The 21,790-nt window shown below is 56.3% G+C and carries 23 protein-coding genes; 14 read left to right on the forward strand and 9 right to left on the reverse strand.

Features of this window, described 5'->3' with window-relative positions; translation table 11 throughout:
• Positions 1–10: 10 nt before the first annotated feature.
• The 3 genes from OMP38_RS27380 to OMP38_RS27390 form a co-directional block, all read right to left on the reverse strand.
• On the reverse strand, positions 11–361 hold the full coding sequence (locus OMP38_RS27380) for a hypothetical protein (protein ID WP_277567909.1): 351 nt from the start codon (positions 359–361) through the stop codon (positions 11–13).
• Between the two features lie 138 nt (positions 362–499).
• Complete coding sequence (locus OMP38_RS27385; RefSeq protein ID WP_277567910.1) at positions 500–874, reverse strand: hypothetical protein; 375 nt, start codon at positions 872–874, stop codon at positions 500–502.
• A gap of 345 nt (positions 875–1,219) precedes the next feature.
• Positions 1,220–1,471, reverse strand: coding sequence for a hypothetical protein (locus OMP38_RS27390; RefSeq protein WP_277567911.1), 252 nt, complete (start codon positions 1,469–1,471; stop codon positions 1,220–1,222).
• Between the two features lie 43 nt (positions 1,472–1,514).
• Between OMP38_RS27390 and OMP38_RS27395 the strand changes: the two genes are divergently transcribed.
• From OMP38_RS27395 to OMP38_RS27430, 8 genes are all read left to right on the forward strand, one after another.
• The gene (locus OMP38_RS27395; protein WP_277567912.1) at positions 1,515–2,222 is read left to right on the forward strand and encodes a winged helix-turn-helix domain-containing protein; all 708 of its coding nucleotides are present in this window, start codon (positions 1,515–1,517) and stop codon (positions 2,220–2,222) included.
• Between the two features lie 497 nt (positions 2,223–2,719).
• On the forward strand, positions 2,720–3,370 hold the full coding sequence (locus OMP38_RS27400; RefSeq protein WP_277567913.1) for a tetratricopeptide repeat protein: 651 nt from the start codon (positions 2,720–2,722) through the stop codon (positions 3,368–3,370).
• Positions 3,348–3,770 carry a LuxR C-terminal-related transcriptional regulator gene (locus tag OMP38_RS27405; protein WP_277567914.1) on the forward strand — a complete coding sequence of 141 codons (423 nt, stop codon included), beginning with the start codon at positions 3,348–3,350 and terminating at the stop codon, positions 3,768–3,770. Before OMP38_RS27400 ends, OMP38_RS27405 begins: the two co-directional genes overlap by 23 nt.
• A gap of 155 nt (positions 3,771–3,925) precedes the next feature.
• Positions 3,926–4,240 carry a hypothetical protein gene (locus tag OMP38_RS27410; RefSeq protein WP_277567915.1) on the forward strand — a complete coding sequence of 105 codons (315 nt, stop codon included), beginning with the start codon at positions 3,926–3,928 and terminating at the stop codon, positions 4,238–4,240.
• The gene (locus tag OMP38_RS27415) at positions 4,237–4,902 is read left to right on the forward strand and encodes a hypothetical protein (RefSeq protein WP_277567916.1); all 666 of its coding nucleotides are present in this window, start codon (positions 4,237–4,239) and stop codon (positions 4,900–4,902) included. The genes OMP38_RS27410 and OMP38_RS27415 overlap by 4 nt, the downstream gene beginning before the upstream one ends.
• Before the next feature lie 187 nt (positions 4,903–5,089).
• The gene (locus OMP38_RS27420) at positions 5,090–5,377 is read left to right on the forward strand and encodes an ArsR/SmtB family transcription factor (protein ID WP_277567917.1); all 288 of its coding nucleotides are present in this window, start codon (positions 5,090–5,092) and stop codon (positions 5,375–5,377) included.
• A 9-nt stretch (positions 5,378–5,386) separates the two neighbouring features.
• Complete coding sequence (locus OMP38_RS27425; protein WP_277567918.1) at positions 5,387–5,644, forward strand: hypothetical protein; 258 nt, start codon at positions 5,387–5,389, stop codon at positions 5,642–5,644.
• A gap of 126 nt (positions 5,645–5,770) precedes the next feature.
• Positions 5,771–6,166, forward strand: a complete 396-nt coding sequence (locus OMP38_RS27430; RefSeq protein WP_277567919.1) for a hypothetical protein — start codon at positions 5,771–5,773, stop codon at positions 6,164–6,166.
• A gap of 95 nt (positions 6,167–6,261) precedes the next feature.
• Here OMP38_RS27430 and OMP38_RS27435 read toward each other — a convergent pair whose 3' ends face one another.
• Positions 6,262–6,669: a YjgB family protein gene (locus tag OMP38_RS27435; protein ID WP_277567920.1), complete on the reverse strand. Its 408-nt coding sequence runs from the start codon at positions 6,667–6,669 to the stop codon at positions 6,262–6,264.
• 37 nt (positions 6,670–6,706) lie between these two features.
• Between OMP38_RS27435 and OMP38_RS27440 the strand changes: the two genes are divergently transcribed.
• A complete protein-coding gene (locus tag OMP38_RS27440; RefSeq protein ID WP_277567921.1) occupies positions 6,707–6,934 on the forward strand; it encodes a hypothetical protein in 228 nt (75 codons plus the stop codon).
• A gap of 53 nt (positions 6,935–6,987) precedes the next feature.
• Here the strand turns inward: OMP38_RS27440 and OMP38_RS27445 are convergent, their stop codons facing one another.
• From OMP38_RS27445 to OMP38_RS27460, 4 genes are all read right to left on the reverse strand, one after another.
• Complete coding sequence (locus OMP38_RS27445) at positions 6,988–8,097, reverse strand: hypothetical protein (protein ID WP_277567922.1); 1,110 nt, start codon at positions 8,095–8,097, stop codon at positions 6,988–6,990.
• Entirely contained in the window at positions 8,094–9,377 is a 1,284-nt protein-coding gene (locus OMP38_RS27450; protein ID WP_277567923.1) for a TolB-like translocation protein, read from the reverse strand. Before OMP38_RS27450 ends, OMP38_RS27445 begins: the two co-directional genes overlap by 4 nt.
• Before the next feature lie 109 nt (positions 9,378–9,486).
• Positions 9,487–10,986, reverse strand: coding sequence for a sensor histidine kinase (locus tag OMP38_RS27455; RefSeq protein WP_277567924.1), 1,500 nt, complete (start codon positions 10,984–10,986; stop codon positions 9,487–9,489).
• Positions 10,983–11,678 (reverse strand): response regulator transcription factor, encoded by a 696-nt coding sequence (locus OMP38_RS27460; protein WP_277567925.1) that lies wholly within the window; start codon positions 11,676–11,678, stop codon positions 10,983–10,985. Before OMP38_RS27460 ends, OMP38_RS27455 begins: the two co-directional genes overlap by 4 nt.
• 218 nt (positions 11,679–11,896) lie before the next feature.
• On the opposite strand from OMP38_RS27460, the gene OMP38_RS27465 reads away from it, so the two are divergent.
• Together OMP38_RS27465 and OMP38_RS27470 are read left to right on the forward strand one after the other, a co-directional pair.
• Positions 11,897–12,676, forward strand: coding sequence for an SDR family NAD(P)-dependent oxidoreductase (locus OMP38_RS27465; protein ID WP_277567926.1), 780 nt, complete (start codon positions 11,897–11,899; stop codon positions 12,674–12,676).
• 131 nt (positions 12,677–12,807) lie between these two features.
• A complete protein-coding gene (locus OMP38_RS27470) occupies positions 12,808–13,980 on the forward strand; it encodes an acyl-CoA dehydrogenase family protein (protein ID WP_277567927.1) in 1,173 nt (390 codons plus the stop codon).
• Between the two features lie 298 nt (positions 13,981–14,278).
• Here OMP38_RS27470 and hprK read toward each other — a convergent pair whose 3' ends face one another.
• Positions 14,279–15,193: an HPr(Ser) kinase/phosphatase gene (gene hprK / locus OMP38_RS27475; protein ID WP_277567928.1), complete on the reverse strand. Its 915-nt coding sequence runs from the start codon at positions 15,191–15,193 to the stop codon at positions 14,279–14,281.
• Positions 15,194–15,563: 370 nt separating this feature from the next.
• Between hprK and OMP38_RS27480 the strand changes: the two genes are divergently transcribed.
• The 3 genes from OMP38_RS27480 (at position 15,564) to OMP38_RS27490 (ending at position 21,705) form a co-directional block, all read left to right on the forward strand.
• The gene (locus OMP38_RS27480; protein WP_277567929.1) at positions 15,564–15,833 is read left to right on the forward strand and encodes a hypothetical protein; all 270 of its coding nucleotides are present in this window, start codon (positions 15,564–15,566) and stop codon (positions 15,831–15,833) included.
• Between the two features lie 111 nt (positions 15,834–15,944).
• Positions 15,945–17,435 carry a S8 family peptidase gene (locus tag OMP38_RS27485; protein WP_277567930.1) on the forward strand — a complete coding sequence of 497 codons (1,491 nt, stop codon included), beginning with the start codon at positions 15,945–15,947 and terminating at the stop codon, positions 17,433–17,435.
• A gap of 88 nt (positions 17,436–17,523) precedes the next feature.
• Entirely contained in the window at positions 17,524–21,705 is a 4,182-nt protein-coding gene (locus OMP38_RS27490) for a polymorphic toxin-type HINT domain-containing protein (protein WP_277567931.1), read from the forward strand.
• The last annotated feature ends 85 nt before the right edge of the window (positions 21,706–21,790 follow it).

A 21,790-nucleotide genomic window follows, 5' to 3' on the forward strand; every position in this document is an offset into this window, starting at 1 on the left:
TTTAAGGCCGTCACCCGATTTCTCCGTATTTAATGGGAAGCGTCATGCGCTTCCCTTTCGTCGTTATTTCGATGCCGACGCCTTTGGACAGCCATGCTCGTTCCAACTGCCCCGCCGTAGCGAAAGTGTGCTTCAGCACGGTCTCCGTATAAGGCTTTAACAAAAATGGCGTTTTTCCGTTTCTATCGTCCTCGGTCACTTCGACCCGATCCAAGCCGACCGCATCGCGCAACGGCGGGTTTAGGAATACGATGGCGGCTTTAAAAGAAGCGTCCGCATCGGCCTGGTTCGCGATCGCGGCGTACACCTCCAGCGTATTTTCCTCGGCATTCCATCTCACGAGGCTTTGCTGCTCGAGCATGATCCCCTTCTTGGAAGATCCGAACAAAGGGGCGCAAGCCGTGCAGCACAGAATCAGGGCGATTAGGGTGAAAACGGCACATTTAAACATGGACCTTCCTCCGGAAATGGTCATGGCTCAAACAATTGATCCAGCTTGCTAAAAAAGAACGCCCGGCTCCATGACGACTCCGCTTAATTGATCGACCGTGCCCGGACAGAGCAGCACCTTCAAGGTTCGGTCGGTAGAACCGTTCGCATAATGCAAAAGGACGTCGAAGAAATTCACCGAAGCTGGACAGCTCTTAAATGCGACCGACGGATGCGATTCATTTATTTGCTGGACGATCGGGTCCATTTCCTCGTTTTGAATGATCCTATGGCCTAGGACGACATTCGGCGTTTGTTTTTTGACGACTACGATGTATTCGGGGGTCGGCGGCAACGGTTGAAAGACGTTTTCCGTCTTTTTGTCGTTGCTGCATCCCGTAAGAGCCGTCGCTAGCACGAAGAAAAGCAGCACAGTCCACTTCATAGCGGCATCCTCCATGCGCGGGATTCATTCCTATTTTCCATATGATGGTTAGACGCGCATGTATGGAGAAAAGTTCCTGGCCGTCGTCCCGCAGCTCGCAGTGGCGCTGGCAGGCATAACTTGCAGTGGAGAAAAGAAGCCGTTCAAGCTATCCTATTGGATATGAACCGATAGAATGGGGAAACCGATTCAACCATGAATGCGCAGATCCTAACCACGAAGCTGTATATCCCCGTGTCCCGGTCCGAGACCGTTCAGCGACCGCGTCTGTTCGAGCGATTAAACGACGGTCTGGACCGCAAGCTCACCCTTGTCTCCGCTTCCGCCGGTTTCGGCAAGACGACGCTAATCGGCGAGTGGGCGGCCGGATGCGGCCGTCCTGTCGCATGGCTCTCCCTGGACGAACGGGATAACGATGCCGCGCGTTTTCTGGCCCATCTCGTCGCTGCGGTGAACAGGATGGCCGAGTCTATCGGAGGAGACGGAGGCCTCCCGCGCATCTCCCAACCGTCGTCCGTCGAAACCGCGCTGAACGTCCTGCTGAATGAGGTCGCGGTCTTTCCGACCCCCTTCGTTCTGGTTCTCGACGATTTCCATGTCATCCGCGCGAAACCGGTCGACGATGCGGTTGCCTTCCTGCTTGAGCTACTCCCCCCCGCAAATGCACCTGATCATCGCGACCCGGGAGGATCCGCAGCTGCCGTTAAGCCGATTGCGCGTACGCGGCGACTTGACCGAGCTGCGTGCCGCGGACCTGCGCTTTTCCGCCGCCGAAGCGGCCGCATTCTTCAACGAGGCGATGGGCCTGGCGCTATCGGCGAACGAGATAACCGCATTGGAGAGCCGTACCGAGGGCTGGATCGCGGGGCTCCAGCTGGCTGCGCTCTCCATGCGGGGGCGCGAGGACATTCCGGCATTTATTCGGGCGTTCGCCGGGGACAACCGGTACATCATCGACTATCTGGTCGAGGAGGTCCTGCGCCATCAGCCGGAATCGATGCGGCGCTTTCTGCTACAAACGTCCATACTCGAGAGGTTGTCCGGGCCGCTGTGCGATGCCGTCACCGGCGAAGGGGAGGGCAGCGCGCGGTTAGAAGCGCTGGAGAAAGGCAATTTTTTTGTCGTCCCGCTGGACGACAGGCGCGAGTGGTATCGGTACCATCAACTCTTCGGCGAGGTGCTAGCCGTCCATTTAAAGGCGGACCAGCCGGATCGGGCGGCCGTGCTGCACCGGCGCGCAAGTCTGTGGTACGAACAGCATGGCTCGGCGGCCGACGCGATTCGTCACGCTTTGGCGGGGGGGCGATGTCGCGCGAGCGGCAGACCTGATCGAACGTGCCTGGCCTGAGATGCGGAGACTTAGACAAGGGCTCGTGGTATCGGGCTGGTTGAGAGCGCTGCCCGACGAGCTGATACGCCGCAGACCCGTCCTGAGCGTCGAATTCGCCTGGGCGTTAATGGCGGGCGGGGAGTTCGGGGCCGTCGAGGCGCGTCTTCGGGACGCGGAACGCTGGCTGGAAACAACCGCGAGTCCCGTCAGCATGGCCGACAGGGTCGTCGTGGACGAAGAGGAGTTCCGTCATCTTCCGGGCACGATCGCCGGATATCGCGCCGCGCTTGCCCAGGTGCTAGGCGATATTCCGGCAGCGATCCAACAGGCCAGGCGGGTCCTCGAGCTCGTGCCGGAGGGAGACCATCTTCGGCGCGGCGCTGCGGCAGCGCTCTTGGGACTGGCGGCGTGGACGAGCGGCGATCTCGAGACCGCGTACCGGATGTTCGACGAGGGCATGGCCGGCGTGCTGCTTGCCGGGATTATCTCGGACGCGATCGGGGGGCGCGACCGCCTTGGCCGATATCCGGATCGCGCAAGGGCGGCTGCGGCAAGCGATGCGGGTCTACGAGCGCGGATTGGAGCTGGCCGAGGCGCATGGCGAGCGTCTGTCGCGGGGGACGATCGATATCTACGTGGCGATGAGCGAGCTCGACCGCGAGCGCAACGATCTTCCAACCGCTCTGAACCGCCTGTCGACAAGCAAGGAACTGAGCGAGCGCGCCCTTCGCCCGCAAGTCGGCTCGCGCTGGCACGTCGCCATGGCCCGGATCGCGGAGGCGAACGGGGATCTAAGCGGCGCGCTCTCTCTTCTCGAAGAGGCGGAGCGGCTGTATAAAGGCCACTTTTTCCCCAATGTGCGTCCGGTCTCGGCGATGAAAACACGGGTTTGGCTCGGGATGGGGAAGCTGGACGATGCCCTCGATTGGGTGCGGGAGCAGAGATTGTCCGACGAGGACGAGCTGTCCTATCTGCGTGAGTTCGAGCACGTCACGCTCGCCAGGACGCTCCTGGCGAAGTATCGGCGCGATCGCGCGGACCGTTCGATCAGTCAGGCATCGAGGCTGCTGGAACGCTTGCTCCAAGCGGCGGAGGCAGGCGGGAGAACGGGGGAGCTCGATCGAGATTCTGATCCTGCAGGCGATGGCTCACGATGCCCGAGGTAACCGTCCTGCTGCGCTTGGGCCGCTGGAACGCGCCTTGGCGTTAGCCGAATCGGAAGGCTACGTCCGCGTCTTTGCGGACGAAGGCCCGCCCATGGCCGCCTTGCTTGAAGCTGCTTTAAAACAGGGAGTCTCCTCCGGTTATATCCGCCGGCTGCTATCCGCGTTCGGCAGAGCCGAGCGCGGAGCGACGCACAAGCAGGCGCTGCACGAGCCGTTGAGCGATCGGGAGCTGGAGGTGCTTCGGCTGTTCCGAACCGAACTGAGCGGTCCGGATATGGCCCGCATGCTCCATATCTCTCTGAACACGCTGCGATCCCATACGAAGAATATCTATAGCAAGCTTGAGGTGAACAACCGCCGCGCGGCCGTTCGCCGGGCGGAAGAGCTCGATTTAGACTAGCGCATTCGCGTCTCGTTATAGCCCCGTTCCTGGTCGGTTTAGCGGCCGGCGCGGGGCTTTTTTGCGCTGCATAAATCACCACTTGTGGTGATGCGGACTCCTCGCGCGAGCATGTATCTTAACCTTAGCGGAAGCACAAAGGAGGAAGCGCAAATATGAAAGGGTCACAAGGATCTCCGGAGAGCGACGGGGAGCCAAGACGGTACGAGATTCGCGTAAAAGGACATCTTGATCCCAGATGGGGAGATCGGTTCGAAGGGTTAAGTTTTACCCGCGACAGCAACGGAACGACCGTCCTCCGCGGCCCGGTGGCCGATCAGGCGGCTCTTCATGGCTTGCTCAGGAATATACGCGATCTGGGCTTGCCGTTGATTTCCGTCGTCGGGGTGAGCTCCGAACGTGCGAACGAGCCTGCGTTCAAGATAGAGACAGACTATACGACTTCGATGATAGAGGAGACGAATCGATGAACGCAATCCGCACGACCGCAGGAAGCAACAAGATCACCGCCCCCGGCCTCATTCGTTGGTCAGGCGTGGCGGCGATGCTGGCAGGGATTCTGTTCATCGTCATCCAGATGATTCACCCGGCCGATGTTCTCTCGTCCGTCACTACCGACGCATGGGCCATTGCCCATTACTTAACCATCTTGATGAGTCTCCTCGCCTTGATCGGCATGACGGGGATCTACGCCAGGCAAGCGGAGAAGGCCGGATGGCTGGGCTTAGCCGGCTATCTCCTGTTCAGCCTCGAGTTTGCGCTTCTTATGGCGCTTACCTTCATCGAAGCTTTTATCTTGCCGCTGCTCGCGACCGACGCGCCGAAGATCGTGGAGGGATTCCTGGGGCTTTCAAGCGGAGCGGGCAGCGAGGTTGACCTGGGCGCGCTTGCCGCCGCGGGACCGGTCTCGGCCGTGGCGTATTTGCTCGGCGGTCTGCTGTTCGGCATCGCCACGTTCCGCGCGGGCATTCTATCGCGCGGGGCGGCCGGCTTGCTCGCCTTTGGCGCCGTCGCTTCTCTGGCCGCCGCCGTGCTCCCGCACGAGCTCGGCCGGCTCGCGGCAGTGCCGATGGGGTTGGGACTGGCCTGGCTGGGATACGCGCTTTGGTCTGAAAAGCGCGAGCTCGCCTAGACGTTAGAAAAGAACAGGAGCCGGCTACACGGCTCTTGACGCGCGACGTTAAAAAGGATCGAGCACAAGCTGCTTGGTCTTTTTTTCTGTGCGTTCGAAGCATCGCTTGACGTTCTTACACCTGTAAGTTATTATTTACACATGAAAAACAATAATGTTAACCCAGGGGGGAGACGAAGTTCTTGCGATGCTGTCGGCGCTTGCCAATCCGCACAGGCTGCGGATCGTAGCCGCGCTGGCGACCGGCGGACGCAACTATGTCAGCCAGCTCGCGCGCGAGATCGGGATCAGCCGTCCGCTGCTGCATCTGCATCTGCAGAAGCTTGAGGCTGCCGGCCTCGTCGTCAGCCAGCTCGAACTGTCTCCCGACGGCAAGGCGCTGAATTTCTTCGAAGTGACCGACTTCGGCCTTGAACTCACGCCGGCGGCCATCGCGCAGGCGGCGAAGTCGCTGACCGACCAATCTGAACAGTAGAGGTGCACCATGTCCGGAAGTATGTATTTGTTAACGATTTGCCTGCCGCTCGCGACGCTGTTGCTAATCTTCGGCATGCGGTATTTCTCGGCCATCCAGCAAGCGAAGCTGCGGTTCGCGAACGACGAGGCTTATCGACAGCTGGCGGAGCGGGCCGTGGCGGGCCAGATGGAGGCCGCGACCGCGCTAGCTTCCATCGAGGCGTCGCTCTCGGACCTCAAGACGCGCGTCGGAACGATCGAGAAGGTTCTTCAAGAAGTGGGATAACCCGAGGTCTAGGCGCCGGAGGGGTTGCGAGCGTACGCGATGAAAAAATCACAAGAAGACGAGGAGACGCGCACATGAGGGAAGTATCGCCGTTTCGCCTGTATTTGCTGAGAGCCGGTTATTTATTTGTCGCCGTCGGTCTTGCGTTTTTTTATGTGGCCGGACTTCATTCGGCAGATGGCTCATCCGGATCCGCAAAGGGAGCTGATGGACGGCGTGGTCCCATGCATGCAGGCGGCTTTGAGCTTGCTGGCGCTGCTTGGGCTGCGTTACCCCTTGCGAATGCTGCCCGTGCTGCTATGGGAGATGCTGTGGAAGGCGATCTGGCTGCTGGTCGTGGCGCTCCCGGCCTGGTCCTCAGGCCAGATGACCGACGCGATCGCGGAGAATGTGTTCGCCTGCGCGTTTGCCGCTGTCGTCGCCGTCACCGTGCCTTGGGACTATGTGTTCAAGCAGTTCGCGGGAAAGCCGGGAGATCGGTGGGGAAAGGCGGCGGCGATGAGGACCGGTACGGACGTCTGACACTTTTGCGCGATAGGCGTCTTTGTTTTATTCGCAAAACGATTAAAAAAGCCGCCAGGGCATTCGCCCGGCGGCTTCTCCAATGAGCGGGGACGTTAACCCGCCATATTGTTGCGCGATCCCGTCTTCGAGAAGACCGAGATATGATCGACCTTGCCCGTAGACTTCGGAATGACGAATTTCAGCTGAAATTCCTTGCCGGTCTCGTAGACGTAAATCGTGTCGTCGCCGTTTTTGGTCGTGGACGACGGCTTGCCGAGCGTCTGCTCGATTTGCAGCAGCGTCAGCTTCTGAAGCTTGGCGTCGCTGGAGCGGATATCGAAGAGCTGGCTGCCTTTGTTGTAGCCGAATACGGCATGGTGCTTGCCGTACACGGCGTAAAAGCCCTTGCCCGCCATGTCGTCCGAGTCGGCTTTGCCCCAGTCGTCCCGCACGTCGTCGATGAGCGAATCGTGCACGACGTACTTGATGCCGGGCGCCTTGCCTTCTTTGGCGAGCTTCATCAGCTCTTTAATCTGAGCCGCGACCTCCGCGGAGATCTTGGTCGGCGCGGCCGAGGCCGAGGCTGATTCGCTTGCCGGCGCGCCGACCGAAGGGGAGGCCGCCGCATCGGTCCCGCTGCCGGCTGAAGCCGAAGGCGAAGCGGGAGCCGATGCCGATGCGGAAGCGGAAGGCGATGCGCTTGGCGCGTCGTTTCCGGAAGAAGAAGCCGATCCGGCGGCGTTGCATGCGGCGAGTACGAGCACGCCGGCCAGCACGAAGCCGTAGGATGCCTTTTTTGAAAGATGCCTTCATGATGCGGCCTCCTTAAAATGATTGCCTTATTTCAGTTTGGCGACGCCGACGGCGATCTGCTCCATCTTCGCCTTGTTAAGCGCGCCGTCCGGGGAGCTGATCGTCACGAACCGGTCGTCGAGCTTGAAGGTCAGCATGTCGGTGCCGGAAGGCTTATACCACTTGGCTTGAACGCCGTTCGACAGAGTGACCTTCGTGCTGTCGTAGCCGTCCGAGTAATCGCGAGGCGATACGCCGACCGTCATGTGGGAAAAGAGGAAGTTCACGCCGTCGCCGGTCGCCGCGGCTTGCTTGAAGGCGTCGTCGCCGGCCATGAGCGTCGGCGCGTAAGCCGTCGTGAAGCCGTCGAACCCGGCAAAGGCGGTCTTGATCGCTTTAAACTGCGCATCGGTGTACGAGACGATGGCCAGACCGGCCGTGCTGTCGGATTGCTTGGCGACGCCGACGGCGATTTTCTCGAGCTGCGCCTTGGACAGCGAGCCGTCCATGGAGCTGAGCGTCACGAAGCGGTCGTCGAGCTTGAAGGTCAGCATGTCGGTGTCGGACGGCTTATACCACTTGGCCTGGGCGCCGTTCGACAGGGTCACGTTCGTGCCGTCGTACTCGAAGGAATAATCGCGAGGAGAGACGTTGACGACCATGTGCGAGAAAACGAAGTTCACGCCGTCGCCGGTCGCGGAAGCTTGCTTATACGTATCGTTCGCTGCCATCAGCGTCGGCATGTACGGCGTCGTGAAACCGTCGAATGCCGCGAACGCCGTCTGAATCTCCTTAATTTGCGCCGTGGTATAGCCGATGCTGGCCAGATCCGCAGATTGCGGAGGCGTATTCGGCTTAGCCGTGGTGATCACAACCTGATTCGTCTTCGGGTCGAAGGTCAGTTGGACGTCCAGGGCGCCGGCCAGCGCGCGAACCGGGAGATACGTCGTGTCGTGGTATGTGATCGGGGTGAGCTTGTTGCCGTTCGCGTCCGTCGGTGCATAGGCGGAGCCGTTAACCTTGATGCCGATGCCGCTGTTCAGGAAGGCCGTGATTTTTTGCATATTCGTGCCTGCGTAGACGCCTGCCGCGCCCGTGATCGTCATGCCGAGCACCATCGCGCCGAGTACCGATTTTTTCATCATCTTGTTATTCATGTGTTCCATCTCCTTAAGGGGTTTGTTGTTTTTTTAAAATCGATGATTTCCGTGACGGGCAGGTCGCCCTTGCCCGCGGCCGTGACGCCTAGCCTCGTGCCGGAGGGATTCCAGCTGAGCGGATATTGGGGAAAAGCGTTCGGGACGACGGGCACGACCATGCCCGAAGCCGCGTCGAACAGGTAGACGCCGTTCATGCCGCTGCGGTCTTCCGCGTATACGGCGAAGGCGAGCTTCACGGCGTCGGCGGACCAGCTCATGTAAGGGATCAGATCTCCCTTGCCGATCGCAGAGCCTTGCTGGCGTCCGTCCACGCCGTAGAGGAGCAGACGCGCGGCCGTTCCGTCCGGGCCGGGGCCCGTCGATACGGCGATTCTGGTACCGTCCGGCGCGACCTCGAAGCCGGATACGCCGGTGGCGAGCACGGTCGGCTTCGAAGCGGCTCCATACGCCAGCGTCTTCAGGTTCTGAGCCTGATCCGTGTAGTAGACGATACCGTTCGACGCCGTGAACTTCGTGAACTGCTCGGTCTTGGGATCGTCGAGCGTCATCTTGGATACGGTGCCGTCCGTCTTGACGGCCAGGATGTCGCCGCGTCCGTCCATGGCGCCGGCCGCGAGGAGGTAGGTGCCTTCGTCGACCCAGCCGCCCGACTCGAGATAGTTGGCGCCCGTGATCTCGGTCATGCCGCCGGTGGCGACGTTTTTGACGAAGTTGCGGGCCGTATATTTATCCTTCCACTGCTGCACGAAGGCGAATTTGCCGTCGGGAGACGGCAACTCCTTTACGAGAGGAGCTGCGTCTCCTTCCGTCTCCAGCTCCTTGGCGGGCCGGCGAGCGTCGTTCGTCAGATCGACGGTTTCGGGCGTGTAGGTGAACTTGGCTTCCTCCGTATCGGTGCCAGGCTTTTCGAGCTTCGTCGTCGTGATCCGGAGCGCATCGTCCGAGAGCCAGGCGTCGATCGCCGCGCCCTCGAAGCGGTGGATGCGTTCGATCGCGACGTCGGCGCGCTTCGGCGCGTCCGTCTCCTTGACGACGGTCAGCTTGCGATCGCCGCCGCCCGCGCCTTGCGCGGCGGACGAATCGTCCGTCTGTCCGGCGCTTGCGCCGGAGTCGACGGGGACCGGCTCGCCGTTTTTGGCGCTGCAGGCCGTCAGTTCCAATGCGAGCATGAGCAAAAGCGTGAGCTTAACGGCGATCTCTCCTTTTTTGGTTCGGCATGACAGGTCCTCCTGACTGATGTGGATCTCGCCAGGGAGCAGCTGCGGCGAGGCGCCCATACCGCGCTGCCCTGCGTCCGTCGTCCCTGTCTTGAGATCAGTATAGAATCGCGATATATCGAAGCCATATCCGGCATGTATCGAAGTTGTAAACAATTCCGTGCGTCGTTTACGATTCGCGCTTCGGCTCCCGGACCGGCAGCTCGAGCACGAATCGGGAGCCTTCCGGGCCGGATTCGGCGAGCCGGACGGCGCCGCCCTGCTTCTCCGCCAGACTGCGGACGAGCGACAGACCGAGGCCCGTGCCGCCGGTGGCGCGGGAACGGTCGCCGCTGACCGTGTAGAACGGGTCGAAAATGCGCGATTGCGCGTCCTGCGGAATGCCGCGCCCGGTATCCGCGACCTCGACGATCATGCGAGGCGAGCCGCCGGGGCCGTCCGCCTGCCGGTTGCTTAGCGTGATCGCGCCGCCCGGCACATTGTACTTGACCGAATTGTCGAGCAGGTTCAGCACGATATGCATGAGATTGTCGGGATCCGCCCAGACGTGGCCGTCATGGAGATCCAACGTCATGCGGATGCCGGCGCCGTCGGCTTTGACCCGGATACGCTCGGCGGCTTCCCGGAGCAGAGGCGCGAGCGCGACCTGCTCCGCCTTCGTTTCGAAGTCGTATACGTCCATCGCGGACAGCTGCAGCGCCTTTTCCACCAATTCATACAGCCGCGCGGCCTCCGTGCCGATGCGCTCCCTTGCCCTGCCGAGCAGCGCCGGGTCGTCCGCGTACATCTCCAGCAGATCCGCGTACGCGCGGATCGAAGTCAGCGGCGTCTTCAGCTCGTGGCTGATGTTGCCGATGAACTGCTTTTGCTGGCGCTCAAGCTCCGTCAGCCGCGCGATCGCCTCCATGAGCTTGCGCTTCTCTTCATTGAGCTGCGTCACCGATGAAGAAATGCTGCCGCTCATATCGTAGATGCCGTCGGCCAGCTCGCCCAGCTCGTCCCGGCGTCTCACGGGGGCAGCGGACAGGTACTCGCCGCGTCCGATCTGCTGCGCGGCCCGGTTCAAGCGGCGGATGACGCTCACCTGCCGGCGGACGAAGAGATAGCCGAGGAGGAAGCCGCCCGCGAGCACCGCGAGCCCCGCGTACAGGAACAGATCGCGGATGCGCTCGTAAAACGCGTTCTGATCGGCGAGCGACGCGTGAAATTGCACCGTGCCGAGCAACTGGTCGGCATTGTAGAGCGGAGCGAGGTATAAGAGCGCGTCGCCTTCCGTAATATAAGCGGACATCCCTTGCGCGGTATAAGCGAGCGCGTCCGACGCGTCCGTCCGCGGCTGGATCGGCAGCGACGTGCCGGCCAGGACGCCGTCCGTATCGTAGAGCGTGACCGGCATGCCGCTTAGTTCGCCCAGGTCGACGGCCAGCCGCTGTCCGTTTTTCTCCATAAAGGGCTTCGCCTCGACGCGTTCGCCAGTCAGGAAGGCGTCGCGCACGCGCAGATTCGCGGCCTCCGCCTGGCGGGCAAAGGTTTGCTCGAGCCGATCCTTCTGGTCTTCCCGAATGCCCGACAGCACCTGCATGCTGAGCGCGGCGACGACGGCGGCCAGCAGCAGCGCGAGCAGCAGCGACTGCTTGCCCTGGAGACCGATGCGCACGCCGCGGCTCATTCGGACGGCCTGGCGCTCTTGTAGCCGACGCCGAACACCGTCTGGATGAGGCTCTGCGCCTCGCCGAGCTTGCGCCGCAGCCGCTGGACGTGAATGTCCACCGTCCGCGTCCCTCCCGCGAAGTCCATGTCCCATACCAGCTCCAGCAGCGCCTCCCGGGTATACACCCGCTCGGGGTTGGCCGCGAGCAGCTTCAATAGATCGAACTCTTTGGGCGTCAGGTCGAGGGCATGTCCGTCCAAGCGTGCTGTCCGCGAGAGCGACTCGATCGCGAGCGCGCCGAGGCGCACCGTTTCCGCATCGGCGGCAGGCGCCGCGGGCGGCGCGTGATCCTGCATTCGGCGGGCGAGCGCCTTCACGCGCGCGAGGAGCTCGCGGATGTCGAACGGCTTGGTCATATAGTCGTCCGCCCCCAGCTCGAGCCCCAGCACCTTATCCACGATATCGTTTTTAACGGTGAGCAGCAGAATCGCGGGACGATCCCTGCCGTCCAGCTTGCGGCAGACTTCGTATCCGCCCATGCGCGGCATCATCACGTCCAGCACCATCACGTCCGGCCGCCTTGCTTCCACCTTCTCCAGCGCTTCGACGCCGTCCGCCGCCGTATCGACCTCGTATCCCTCGCGCCCCAGCGCGTAAGCGACCGCTTCCGAGATGCTCGCCTCGTCGTCTACCACCAATACACGCACCATGCCGGTCCGCCCGCCCTTCCCCGTTCGAATTTCTCTATAAACATTCATACCCCTAAACGGTTGGAACATGCAAATGGGTGCGGATCGGGAAAACGACCGGAAGGACGATACGCATGCATAAAAACCAGCAATCGATGAGAAATCCTTGTACGAATGCGGTGTTATTGTGAAATGAATACGAAGAAATGGAGTTGATGGCATGAAGCTGGCGGACAAAAATGCAATCATTTATGGAGGAGGGGGGCGCGATCGGAGGCGCGGTCGCCCGGTTGTTCGCGGAACAAGGCGCCAAGGTCTTTCTGGCAGGCCGCAGCTTAAACAAAATGGAGCGGGTCGCAGCGGATATCCGAAAGTCGGGAGGGGCGGCGGACATTGCCGTTGTGGATGCGCTTGACGGACAAGCGGTCCGGGACCATGCCGACCGGGTAGCGAGAGAAGCCGGCGGCATTCATCTTGCCCTGAACGCAATCGGTATCGCGCACAACCAGTTCAAGCCTTTGGCGGACCTCTCGCTTGAGGAATTCGAGCTGCCCGTCACTGCCTATATCCGCTCTACGTTTCTGTCTTCCCAAGCGGTTGCGCATCATATGAAAAGGGCTCGCTCCGGCGTTATCCTGCATGTGACCACCCCGGCATCCCGCATGGCGGGACCAGGATTCATCGGACATAGCGTCGCTTGCGCAGGCGTCGAAGCCATGTCCCGGAACTTGGCGGGAGAACTGGCGAAGGACGGCATACGAAGCGTCTGCATCCGATCTCATATGATACCCGAAGCGATATCGATGGACTCCCACAGCAAGGGCTTATTCCAGGAAAATGCGGCGATGGCCGGGATCACGTTAGACCAGATGCTTGAAGGGGCTGCCGGGAGCACGCTGCTGCATAAACTTCCGACATTAAAAGAAATCGCGGAAACCGCCTTGTTCCTGGCATCCGATGGCGCCGGCTCGATGACGGGCACAGTTGCTAATTTGTCCGGCGGTTTTCTGCTGGATTAGCCGGGGCGTTACCCTTCCCGCCCGCAAGGCGGGATGGTTCCTCGCACGCTTAACCGCTTGATCCGCCCTCCGGAACATGCTAGGCTCATAAGCAACGCAGAGACAGCAGAGACGAAGTGGAGGAATCGACGATGACGGACACCTTTGCGAGGACGGCGGCCGAGCGGGAGCGTCTCGCGCTGATCGGAGAGATGGCGGATTCGTTCAAGCCGCTGGCCCAGGCGGTCGACGAGGAAGGCGGGTTCGCCTTCGAATCGGCAGAGAAGCTGAGAGCGTCGGGCTATACGACCTGGGCGGTACCGGCGGAATATGGCGGCGCAGGCATGTCGGTCTACGAGCTTGTCCTCTATCAGGAGCGGATCGCCATGGGGGACCCGGCGCTGGCGCTGGCGATCGGCTGGCATATGGGCACGGTGGCCGATCTGTCGGCAAAGAAGACGTGGAGCGAGGACAAGCTGGCGCCGTTCCTGCGGGCGGTCGCGGCGGGCAAGCTCATGAATCGCGCGGCGACGGAAAAAGGAACGGGCAGCCCGACGCGGGGAGGCAAAATGCAGACGACGGCCGAGCCACATGGAGACGGGTACGTCGTACGGGGACGCAAGACGTTCACGTCGCTCGCCCCGGTGCTGGACCTCGTCGTCGTTAACACGACCCTGATCGAAGGGGATTCGGAAGGACCGGCGGACTTCCTGATCCCGATGGACGCGCCGGGCGTCTCCGTCGATCCGGTCTGGAACATGATGGGCATGCGCGGCACGGGCAGCCACGATCTCGTGCTGGACGACGTCGTCCTGCCCGCCGAAGCGCTCGTCTACCGTGCGGCCGCAGGCAAGCGCGCGGGGCAGGCCAATCCGCACCTGCTCCATGTGCCCGCCTGCTACCTCGGGGCCGCGCGCGCCGCGCGCGAAGAGGCGCTGGCCTTCGCGGCCTCGTATCAGCCCAATACGCTCGACCGGCCGATCATCCATCTGCCGCATATCGGCACGCTGATCGGCGAGATCGACGTCGAGCTGGCGGCCGCGCGGCACTTCATGTACGGCGTCGCCGCTCGATGGGAGCGTCCGGCCGAGGACGAGACCGCCGGCATCGCCGAGCTCGGCGCGGTCAAGGTCGTCGCGATCCGCACCGCGCTCTCCGTCGCCGACAAGGCGCTTCGCATCGCCGGCGCGCACGGGCTGGCCCAGACGCATCCGCTGCAGCGGCTTTTCCGCGACATCCGGTTCGGCCTGTCCAATCCGCCCATGGAGGATTCGGTGCTGCGCTTGTATCATCAGCAGGCGCTGCGGGAGACGGGACAGGCGTAAGGATCGCGTTGCAATGGGAGACGGACAGGTAGAGGGCGGCAAAGCGAGAGGAATAGCGATATGGCGCATCATTATCGGCTCGGGATGAGGTTTTGGTGGCGAGATAGCGATATCGCGAATCTTTAATTGCTCCCGAGAGGGTGAGTGCGGAGAGATAAGGATATGACACATCGTTACTTGCTCTGGATGGGGCATTTGCGGCGGGATAGCGATGTAACACATCGTTATTGGCCTCGGGCCGTCCGCGCTAAGCAAAAAGGGATGAAGCAGGTTTGCCTGTCTCATCCCTTTTCCTGTCTTACTGCATGCTGCTCTGGATTCGCTGCATGAACTCCTCCGCGGCGCTGTAGCCGAGCTGCTTGAGGTACCAGTTGTTCGCGGCAGCCTCGATGAGACCGGCGACGTCGCGTCCCGGCTGCAGCTGGATCTCGATGTACGGAATCTGCACGCCCAGGTAGTCGGAGAACTTCGGCTCCAGCTCCAGCGCGTTGCTGAGCTCGCCGTCCCGCCAGGCCGCGAGCTCGATGTCGAGCACGATGCGCGTCTCGTCCTGGAACGCCCGGCGGCCGTACTGCCGCACGACGTTGATCAGGCCGACGCTGCGCAGCGCGAGGAACTCGCGTGTCGTCTCGTTGTGCGAGCCGAGCAGCAACGACGGGCCGAGCTTCTTGAGGACGACGATGTCGTCCGCCACGAGCCGGTGGCCCCTGCGGATGAGCGTGTGCGCCGTTTCGCTTTTGCCGATGCCAGACTTGCCCCGCAGCAGCACGCCGATGCCCGACACGTTCACGCAGACGCCGTGGATCGATTGCTCCGGCGCGAGCGCCTTGACCAGGTAGCTATCCAGCTTCGCGATGAACTCGGTCGTCGGATCGCCCGTCCGCAGCAGCGGGATGCCCTCTTCGTCGCAGAACTTTTTTAGATAAGGAAACTCCTGCTGGCCAGCGGTCACGATGAAGCAAGGCGGGTGGTACTTGACGATGTTGCCGATATGAAGCAAGCGTTCTTCGACGCTGAGCTGCAGCAAATACGTAATCTCCTTGCGGCCGAGCACCTGCACGCGCTCCATCGGGAAAAACTCGAAGTAGCCGACGAACTCCAGGCCCGGACGATGCGCCCGCGAGCGCGAGATCTGCCGGTCCAGGCGCCCGGCGCCCGCCAGCACCTCCAGCTTGAATTGATCCGCGAGACTCTGTACGGTGATGGACTTCACGCGGCAACCTCCTTTGAATGCGTCGTATATCATACTCTACCCGATGTATTCCCCGGCGGGAAGGGTTATTCCTGCGAAATGCCGCCAGAGCGCGGACTTCTATCGAATTGAACTCTCTTTTACCTCTCCTCTTCATTTGTTGTCCCGACAATATAAGGTTCAGAAAGACGCAATAGAAAGCAAGGTAGACTCTAGTTATTCCAAAATGTAAATTAGTACGTGTTTTACTTAAAATTTACATGGACCCCATTTACCAATTAATAGAGCCGTCATATAATATGCCTGATTCTATAATTATCCAAATTTCCGGGAAAGGAGAATATCAGTTATTAATTTCTAATATTAACAAAAGGGCGGGGTATTTCCGATTATGAAAAGCTATCCGAGAAAATTAAAAAGAAACGTTACAGCATTATTATTATTTGTGATCTTAATTTCTTCCTTTAACTTAGATGCGCTCGCTGCTTCTTTACCAGACTCAAACTCTGACACTGACTCAGTAATTTCGGTACAAGACAGTGTTTATCAACCGGATGTTAGTGTTGAAGACTCGGTATATGGGGATGACAACCCACTACTCCCTAAAAAATCATACCTCATTAAATTAAAAAAAGAACAAAAACCAAAATACTTTTATTAGCAAACGTAAACTGACGAAACGTCAAACCAAAAACTCAAAATATACAAATTCAATCCAGGTCGAACTTAATGAGCTAGAGTTAAAAGCATTTCTTTAGATACAGACGTAGAGTTGATTGAGCCGGACTCAACAGTCACGACCCTTTCCATTGGAAAGCCTGAGAAAAATAATTCTTCAGTCAAAAAAGTCAAAAAGACAGATGATACTGTTCCATGGGGTATTCACGCCATTGGCGCAGATCTCATTAAAAACTATGGTAAATCGATTAAAGTTGGCGTACTAGACACCGGTATTTCCGCGCATCCAGATTTGAATATTAAAGGGGGCGTTTCCTTCGTACCAAGCTCGGCAACCTATAGCGATGATAATGGCCATGGTACACACGTTGCCGGCACCATTGCTGCGCTTGATAACAAACAAGGAGTTGTTGGCGCGGCTCCAAAAGCAGATTTATATGCCATTAAAGTGCTTGATAGCAATGGAAATGGCACTTACAGCCAAGTGATTCAAGGCATTGAGTGGGCAATCGACAATAATATAGAGATTATCAATATGAGTTTTGGCGGGCCCGAACAGAGTGAAACGCTCCATGAGGCCATCGCACAGGCTACCTCACATGGTATCTTAGTAATTGCTGCTGCAGGGAACACGGGATATGGAGAAGAAACAGAACTTTTCCCTGCAAGATATAACGAGGTTGTTTCTGTCGGAGCTGTCACAAAAAGTTTCCGACGTTCCAGCTATTCGAGCACGGGAGCAGAACTTGATATTGTAGCCCCTGGCACTGATATACTCTCCACTGCGTATGACCAAGGATATGCGACGCTATCCGGCACTTCTATGGCAGCTCCCCATGTGACCGGTGCTGCTGCAGCGCTATGGTCTAAAAACAAAAAGTGGACAGCGGAACAAATAAAAGCCAAGTTATTTGAAACAGCTACCCCCGAGGGGGATGTAAAAGAGTATGGACATGGTATGCTCAACCTCGCCAGGGCGCTTGGGGAGATTGACGGACCAATACCCCCTATCGAAGAAGTTTCTGATTTCGACGTCAACCAATGGGATAGACGTGTTTTGTCATACGACCAGGATCTCTCCGCTCTGCTTCAGAGCGCACAGACAATGGGCTACAAAGACTTGGCAAGTCGTATTGATGAAACGTTAAACCAACTCAGAGCACGTAATTTAGCCCTGCATGCGCTGCCTTCGGATTTTTCTGAAAGCTATTCTAAAGAAGAATCCGTTCAGCAGGCATACGATGTAAATGAATACTTCCGGCTTAGCAGCGAATCTTTTAATGCGTTAGAATCCGAATACCAGAATGCCTTGCAGCAATATGCAAACATACTGGAGCATCCTACTACGGAAACTGCGGGATTAGCCATAAGCTCTGAGGGTGTAATTGGTCAAGGAACCATCGCGACCAAAAATCAAGTTGTCAGTTTTCCTGAGACTCTCGACAATAGTTATAACAGAAGCATTGCTGTAAACATCCCTTATTTAACATCAGTTAACAGCATTACCTCCAATAACGGAACAGCCACTTACACCATTTCAGGAACGACTGTAACTGTCACGGCGGGGGGGAGGCAACCCAACTAGAACTGCGTATAACCCCTATAAGTACGCTAAACCTGCCTCCATACAAGTATATCGCGATACGATTGCAGAATTTCCGAATACTTGGTCAGTGACAGATGGGGACTATGCCGGCGCTATTCCGAAATCCGGGAGTCCTTACCCATATGAAGGGGAGTACACTTCAGCTGATACAAAGGACATAACTGTGTCATACTGGGGAAGTGCTAATACAACTTTCCCAACCTATCAATTATATAATCAAGCTGGATACAGTGGCGCATTATATCTGACTGGCAGCAAGTATCAATTGACACAGACACAAACGGGATTCAGGGATAGCTCGTATAACGGCGGGTTTGCATCTTATATTACGTTTGATGATGGAGCCTACTCTGGAGCATTATATACGACCGGGAGCCCCTATGTTATAAGCGGTTCTTATACGCCGGCTTCGTCTGAATACTTTACTGGCTCTTGCAATAACACTATTGTAAATACTTATCGTTATGGCGTGCTGCAAAACACGACTTCGGGGTCGTGTCCATCTAGCTACTATATCAATTCCAATGGATATGTCGGATATATTCCTAATACGGGAACTGTCCTGACCTCTAATTCTGGTACTTGTCCTACGACGGCTGCCAGCTGCACCCAAACTAAAGTTTATACTGCTTCATATGGCGGAACGCTGAGCAAATCTGCCGTTGACACCCGAACCTGGAGGCAAGACTACCGGGGCACAGTAACTAGCTATCTCTACTATCAAAACTACCGCGGTACCGTTACCCGTCCGGAATCGGATACGCGCAAATGGGTGCAATCCTATGCGGGCAACATTTATAAAGCAGGGACTGATAATTTCTATTCATATTCAGTTACGCTGAATGTCACCACAAATACGCCGGATACGACTCCACCGTCCGCGCCGATCAATCTATTTGCATCAAACATTACAGCATCCTCGGTTAATCTGTCTTGGAGCGCGTCCACGGATGATGTGGCGGTTAGTGGGTATACAATTTATTTAAATGGATCCATTAACAGATCCGTCACGGGGACGAGCGCCCAGATTACCAACTTGGTGCCAGGAACCACATACCAGATTTACATTAGAGCCTATGACAGTTCATCTAACTATTCAGGAAACAGCCAGATTGTCTCTCTCACTACACTTAACGCTGATAATTCAAATGCACCAATTCTGAGCCTAAATAGTACAGTTGATGTGGATCTGCCAGCCGGCATTTACAACGTTTATCGATTTATTCCTGCTTCATCTGGAGCCTTCCGGATTACTACGGGCCCATATGGCGGGACTGGAGCCAGCAATGATACTTATCTTGAGATTTATTCAGATTCGGCTTTAACAAACCGACTTGCCTATAATGACGATTCAAACAGCACGCTATTTTCGGCAATTTCAATAAACTTAAATGGAGGCACGACATATTACGTTAAATTAAGACATTATAGCGTTAATACAGGTGTTCATGCTCGTCTTAAAGTTGCTCAAGAAATATCCTATGAGACCTTATTATTAGATTTACCAGTAGACACGGATATTGCCGCATCCATGTTTAAAGGCTTCAAATTCACGCCGCAAGTGACGGGGTCTTATAAGATATACACCACTTACTACGGCGGAACCAACACGGGCTCTTCTAACGATACCTACCTTCATCTGTACAGCGATTCCGATATGACGAACCAGTTGGCTGCAAATGATGATATTGCCGGGGGCAACACCCTGTTTTCTCAGATTGTATATACTATGAACGCAGGCACGACGTACTACATCAAATTGCGTCACTACAATACGACGACCGCAGTGCATGCAAGAATTGGCGTCGCGTCTACCATTACTTCATTTGTACCGTTGGATCTATCTGGGAATGCGACTAAAAGTGTTAGCAAGCCAGCCGGGGCGAGCGAATACTTTTCATTTTCTGCACCGTCATCTGGCAAGTATCGCTTCTTTACATCGCCATACCAAGGGGGAAGCGCAGACAATGATACGATTTTGACCTTGTTCAAGGATCAAAATCTGTCTATTCCGCTTGCAACAAATAATGATATCGCCGACAACCCTTATGGCGCACACTTCTCGAAGATTGAGTACAATCTCGTAGGAGGAACCGTATATTATGTTCAGTTACAACCGGGTTCCTCGTCTCTAAGTCTTGCAACTGACGTAACTGTCGAACAGGATTCGGATGCAGAACAGGCCCTGGCTGCTCCGGTAGGATGGGAGCAGATCTATACCAATACGTTAAGCTCGAAGTTTGATGTGGACTTCTATCGGATTGATGTATCCGAACCTACTGATATTCATCTTAACGTGACTGCCAATAAAATTACGCTTTTGGATAGTTCGGGCAACATTAACGGCATCTTTTTGCCTGATAACATGGATAGCTTCACGTTGCCAACCGCTGGTGTCTATTATGCCAAGGTTGAATATTATGATGATGGAACGGCCGGGGCTAGCGCGGCTGGCGTAGGAACCCAAGCTATTCAAAGCTATGCACTTTCCAGCAAGAAGTCCGGTGTGTTGTATGGCTCCGATAGTACGACAACTCAAGCCAGTTACAATTATATGGATGGAACTAACGCGGCTAATTACGCCAATATTTATTATTCCTACTGGGATCCACACGACTCGACGCTGGTTCAAGTTTATACCCAATATGGAGTTTTGGTGTATGAGGAGACGCTGGGGTATCGCTCTGGAAAGGTTATCGGATCAGGCGGTTACCCAGTCCCATCGACTTACAATTGGAGTTGGAGGGGCAACCTTAATCGCAATACTAGCCTCGCTTACGAGTATGATACAGACGGTGATTCTTATCCTGACAAGTTGCTGGCGCCTACTGGTATTTATTATGTAAAAATTGCTCCTACCGACTCGCCTGGTAGCAAGCATCCGACCATACAAAGTTTGTCGGTCGTAAATGAATCTAATTACTTAACCAAGCTGATCCCAGCACCGCCGACAAAGCTGAAAAATGGCGCTACAATTACTTCTCAAAACAAAAGCAAATGTGCCGAGATTTGTGGGAAATACTTTGTCAAGTATGTTTGGGATCGCACCGAAGGTACTGGGCAAGCGTTACAATACGATACTTGGTATAGTTCGATATACGGACTTAACGGTTTACAAAAATTCTGGAGAGTAACGGGCGACTTTATTTACAATCCAAACAAGTCGACAATGGATAATTTACAGCAATTAATTGACTTGGGCGGCATGATACCTGTCTTCGGCATTGCAGCTGATGGATTGAGCACCGTCATGTATTTAGCTAAAGGCGATGAAATCAGCGCAGGTATTTCTGCTATTGCAATGATTCCATTTTATGGCGATGGCATTATGGGGGCTAAGCTTTTCCGAAGAGCATATGCCGATAATCCTTGCTTCTGCTTTGCTGCCGGTACTCCGGTTAAAACGTCTCTTGGTGAAAAACCGATCGAGAGTGTACAGATCGGAGATCTTGTACTTTCCAAGAACGACCAAACCGGCGAGCAATCCTACAAACCAGTAGAAGCGATCTTCGCTCGAGAAGCAGAGGAAACATGGAACATTTATGCCGGCGGGGAAAAGCTGACAACGACCGATCGTCATCCATTCTGGGTGGAGGATCGCGGTTGGGTGTTGGCAAGTGATCTGAAAGTGGGAGATCTGCTAGAGAACGCATTGGGCAATCCAGTACCGATTGATCGGGTTGAGATTGTACAGCAGCATATTAAGCTGTACAATTTTACCGTACAGGATTTTCATACTTATTACGTGTCCAGTTTGGGCATCTGGACTCATAATGCAATATGTCTTACCGCTGCTGACTATAATGTAAAGAATATTAGCCAGTATGATAAAAGATTAACTTCTGTTACCACGGGAAATATATTAGCCGCAGAGATGAAAAAGGCTGGCTTTGATATGCCTGATTATCTAGACAATAATATTAAGGGGTGGTCCGCACACCACATAATTGCCAAAACAGCAGGTAATAATCCCTTTATTGCTGAAGCACAAGCTATCTTAGGCACTCATGGGATTGATATTAACTCAGCTGCTAACGGAGTCTGGTTACCTAGAAAAACAGGCGTGCCTGAAGTAGAGGTTAATGGAGTTTATGTTTCTACACATAATGGCTACCATAATGGGGACTACTTTGAAGAGGTTGCAACTCGGTTACGTGCTGTAAAAACTGATTACAATAAAGTATTGGGTGTAATAGAGGATATAAGAGAAGAATTACTAACAGGCGTCCTAAAGTTAGGAAATGTATAATGGAAACGAGGAGTATATGTGAGAGTTTATCAATTAAGCTCCGATAATCAAGACCAATTATATTACGATGATATGGAGCATAATT

The organism is Cohnella ginsengisoli, assembly GCF_029525555.1.
GTDB classification, from domain to species: Bacteria; Bacillota; Bacilli; order Paenibacillales; family Paenibacillaceae; genus Cohnella; species Cohnella ginsengisoli.

Coding starts and splice junctions, on each gene's coding strand:
- OMP38_RS27410 (WP_277567915.1), top strand. CDS start 3,926: ATGAAAGGGTCACAAGGATCTCCGGAGAGCGACGGGGAGCCAAGACGG.
- OMP38_RS27405 (WP_277567914.1), top strand. CDS start 3,348: ATGGCTCACGATGCCCGAGGTAACCGTCCTGCTGCGCTTGGGCCGCTG.
- OMP38_RS27480 (WP_277567929.1), top strand. CDS start 15,564: ATGAAAAGCTATCCGAGAAAATTAAAAAGAAACGTTACAGCATTATTA.
- OMP38_RS27420 (WP_277567917.1), top strand. CDS start 5,090: ATGCTGTCGGCGCTTGCCAATCCGCACAGGCTGCGGATCGTAGCCGCG.
- OMP38_RS27435 (WP_277567920.1), bottom strand. CDS start 6,669: ATGAAGCTCGCCAAAGAAGGCAAGGCGCCCGGCATCAAGTACGTCGTG.
- OMP38_RS27390 (WP_277567911.1), bottom strand. CDS start 1,471: ATGGAAATCGTCGAGAACCAGAACGAAGGGGGTCGGAAAGACCGCGAC.
- OMP38_RS27455 (WP_277567924.1), bottom strand. CDS start 10,986: ATGAGCCGCGGCGTGCGCATCGGTCTCCAGGGCAAGCAGTCGCTGCTG.
- OMP38_RS27450 (WP_277567923.1), bottom strand. CDS start 9,377: ATGGGCGCCTCGCCGCAGCTGCTCCCTGGCGAGATCCACATCAGTCAG.
- OMP38_RS27470 (WP_277567927.1), top strand. CDS start 12,808: ATGACGGACACCTTTGCGAGGACGGCGGCCGAGCGGGAGCGTCTCGCG.
- OMP38_RS27465 (WP_277567926.1), top strand. CDS start 11,897: ATGCAATCATTTATGGAGGAGGGGGGCGCGATCGGAGGCGCGGTCGCC.
- OMP38_RS27460 (WP_277567925.1), bottom strand. CDS start 11,678: ATGGTGCGTGTATTGGTGGTAGACGACGAGGCGAGCATCTCGGAAGCG.
- OMP38_RS27425 (WP_277567918.1), top strand. CDS start 5,387: ATGTCCGGAAGTATGTATTTGTTAACGATTTGCCTGCCGCTCGCGACG.
- OMP38_RS27385 (WP_277567910.1), bottom strand. CDS start 874: ATGAAGTGGACTGTGCTGCTTTTCTTCGTGCTAGCGACGGCTCTTACG.
- OMP38_RS27380 (WP_277567909.1), bottom strand. CDS start 361: ATGCTCGAGCAGCAAAGCCTCGTGAGATGGAATGCCGAGGAAAATACG.
- OMP38_RS27415 (WP_277567916.1), top strand. CDS start 4,237: ATGAACGCAATCCGCACGACCGCAGGAAGCAACAAGATCACCGCCCCC.
- OMP38_RS27445 (WP_277567922.1), bottom strand. CDS start 8,097: ATGAATAACAAGATGATGAAAAAATCGGTACTCGGCGCGATGGTGCTC.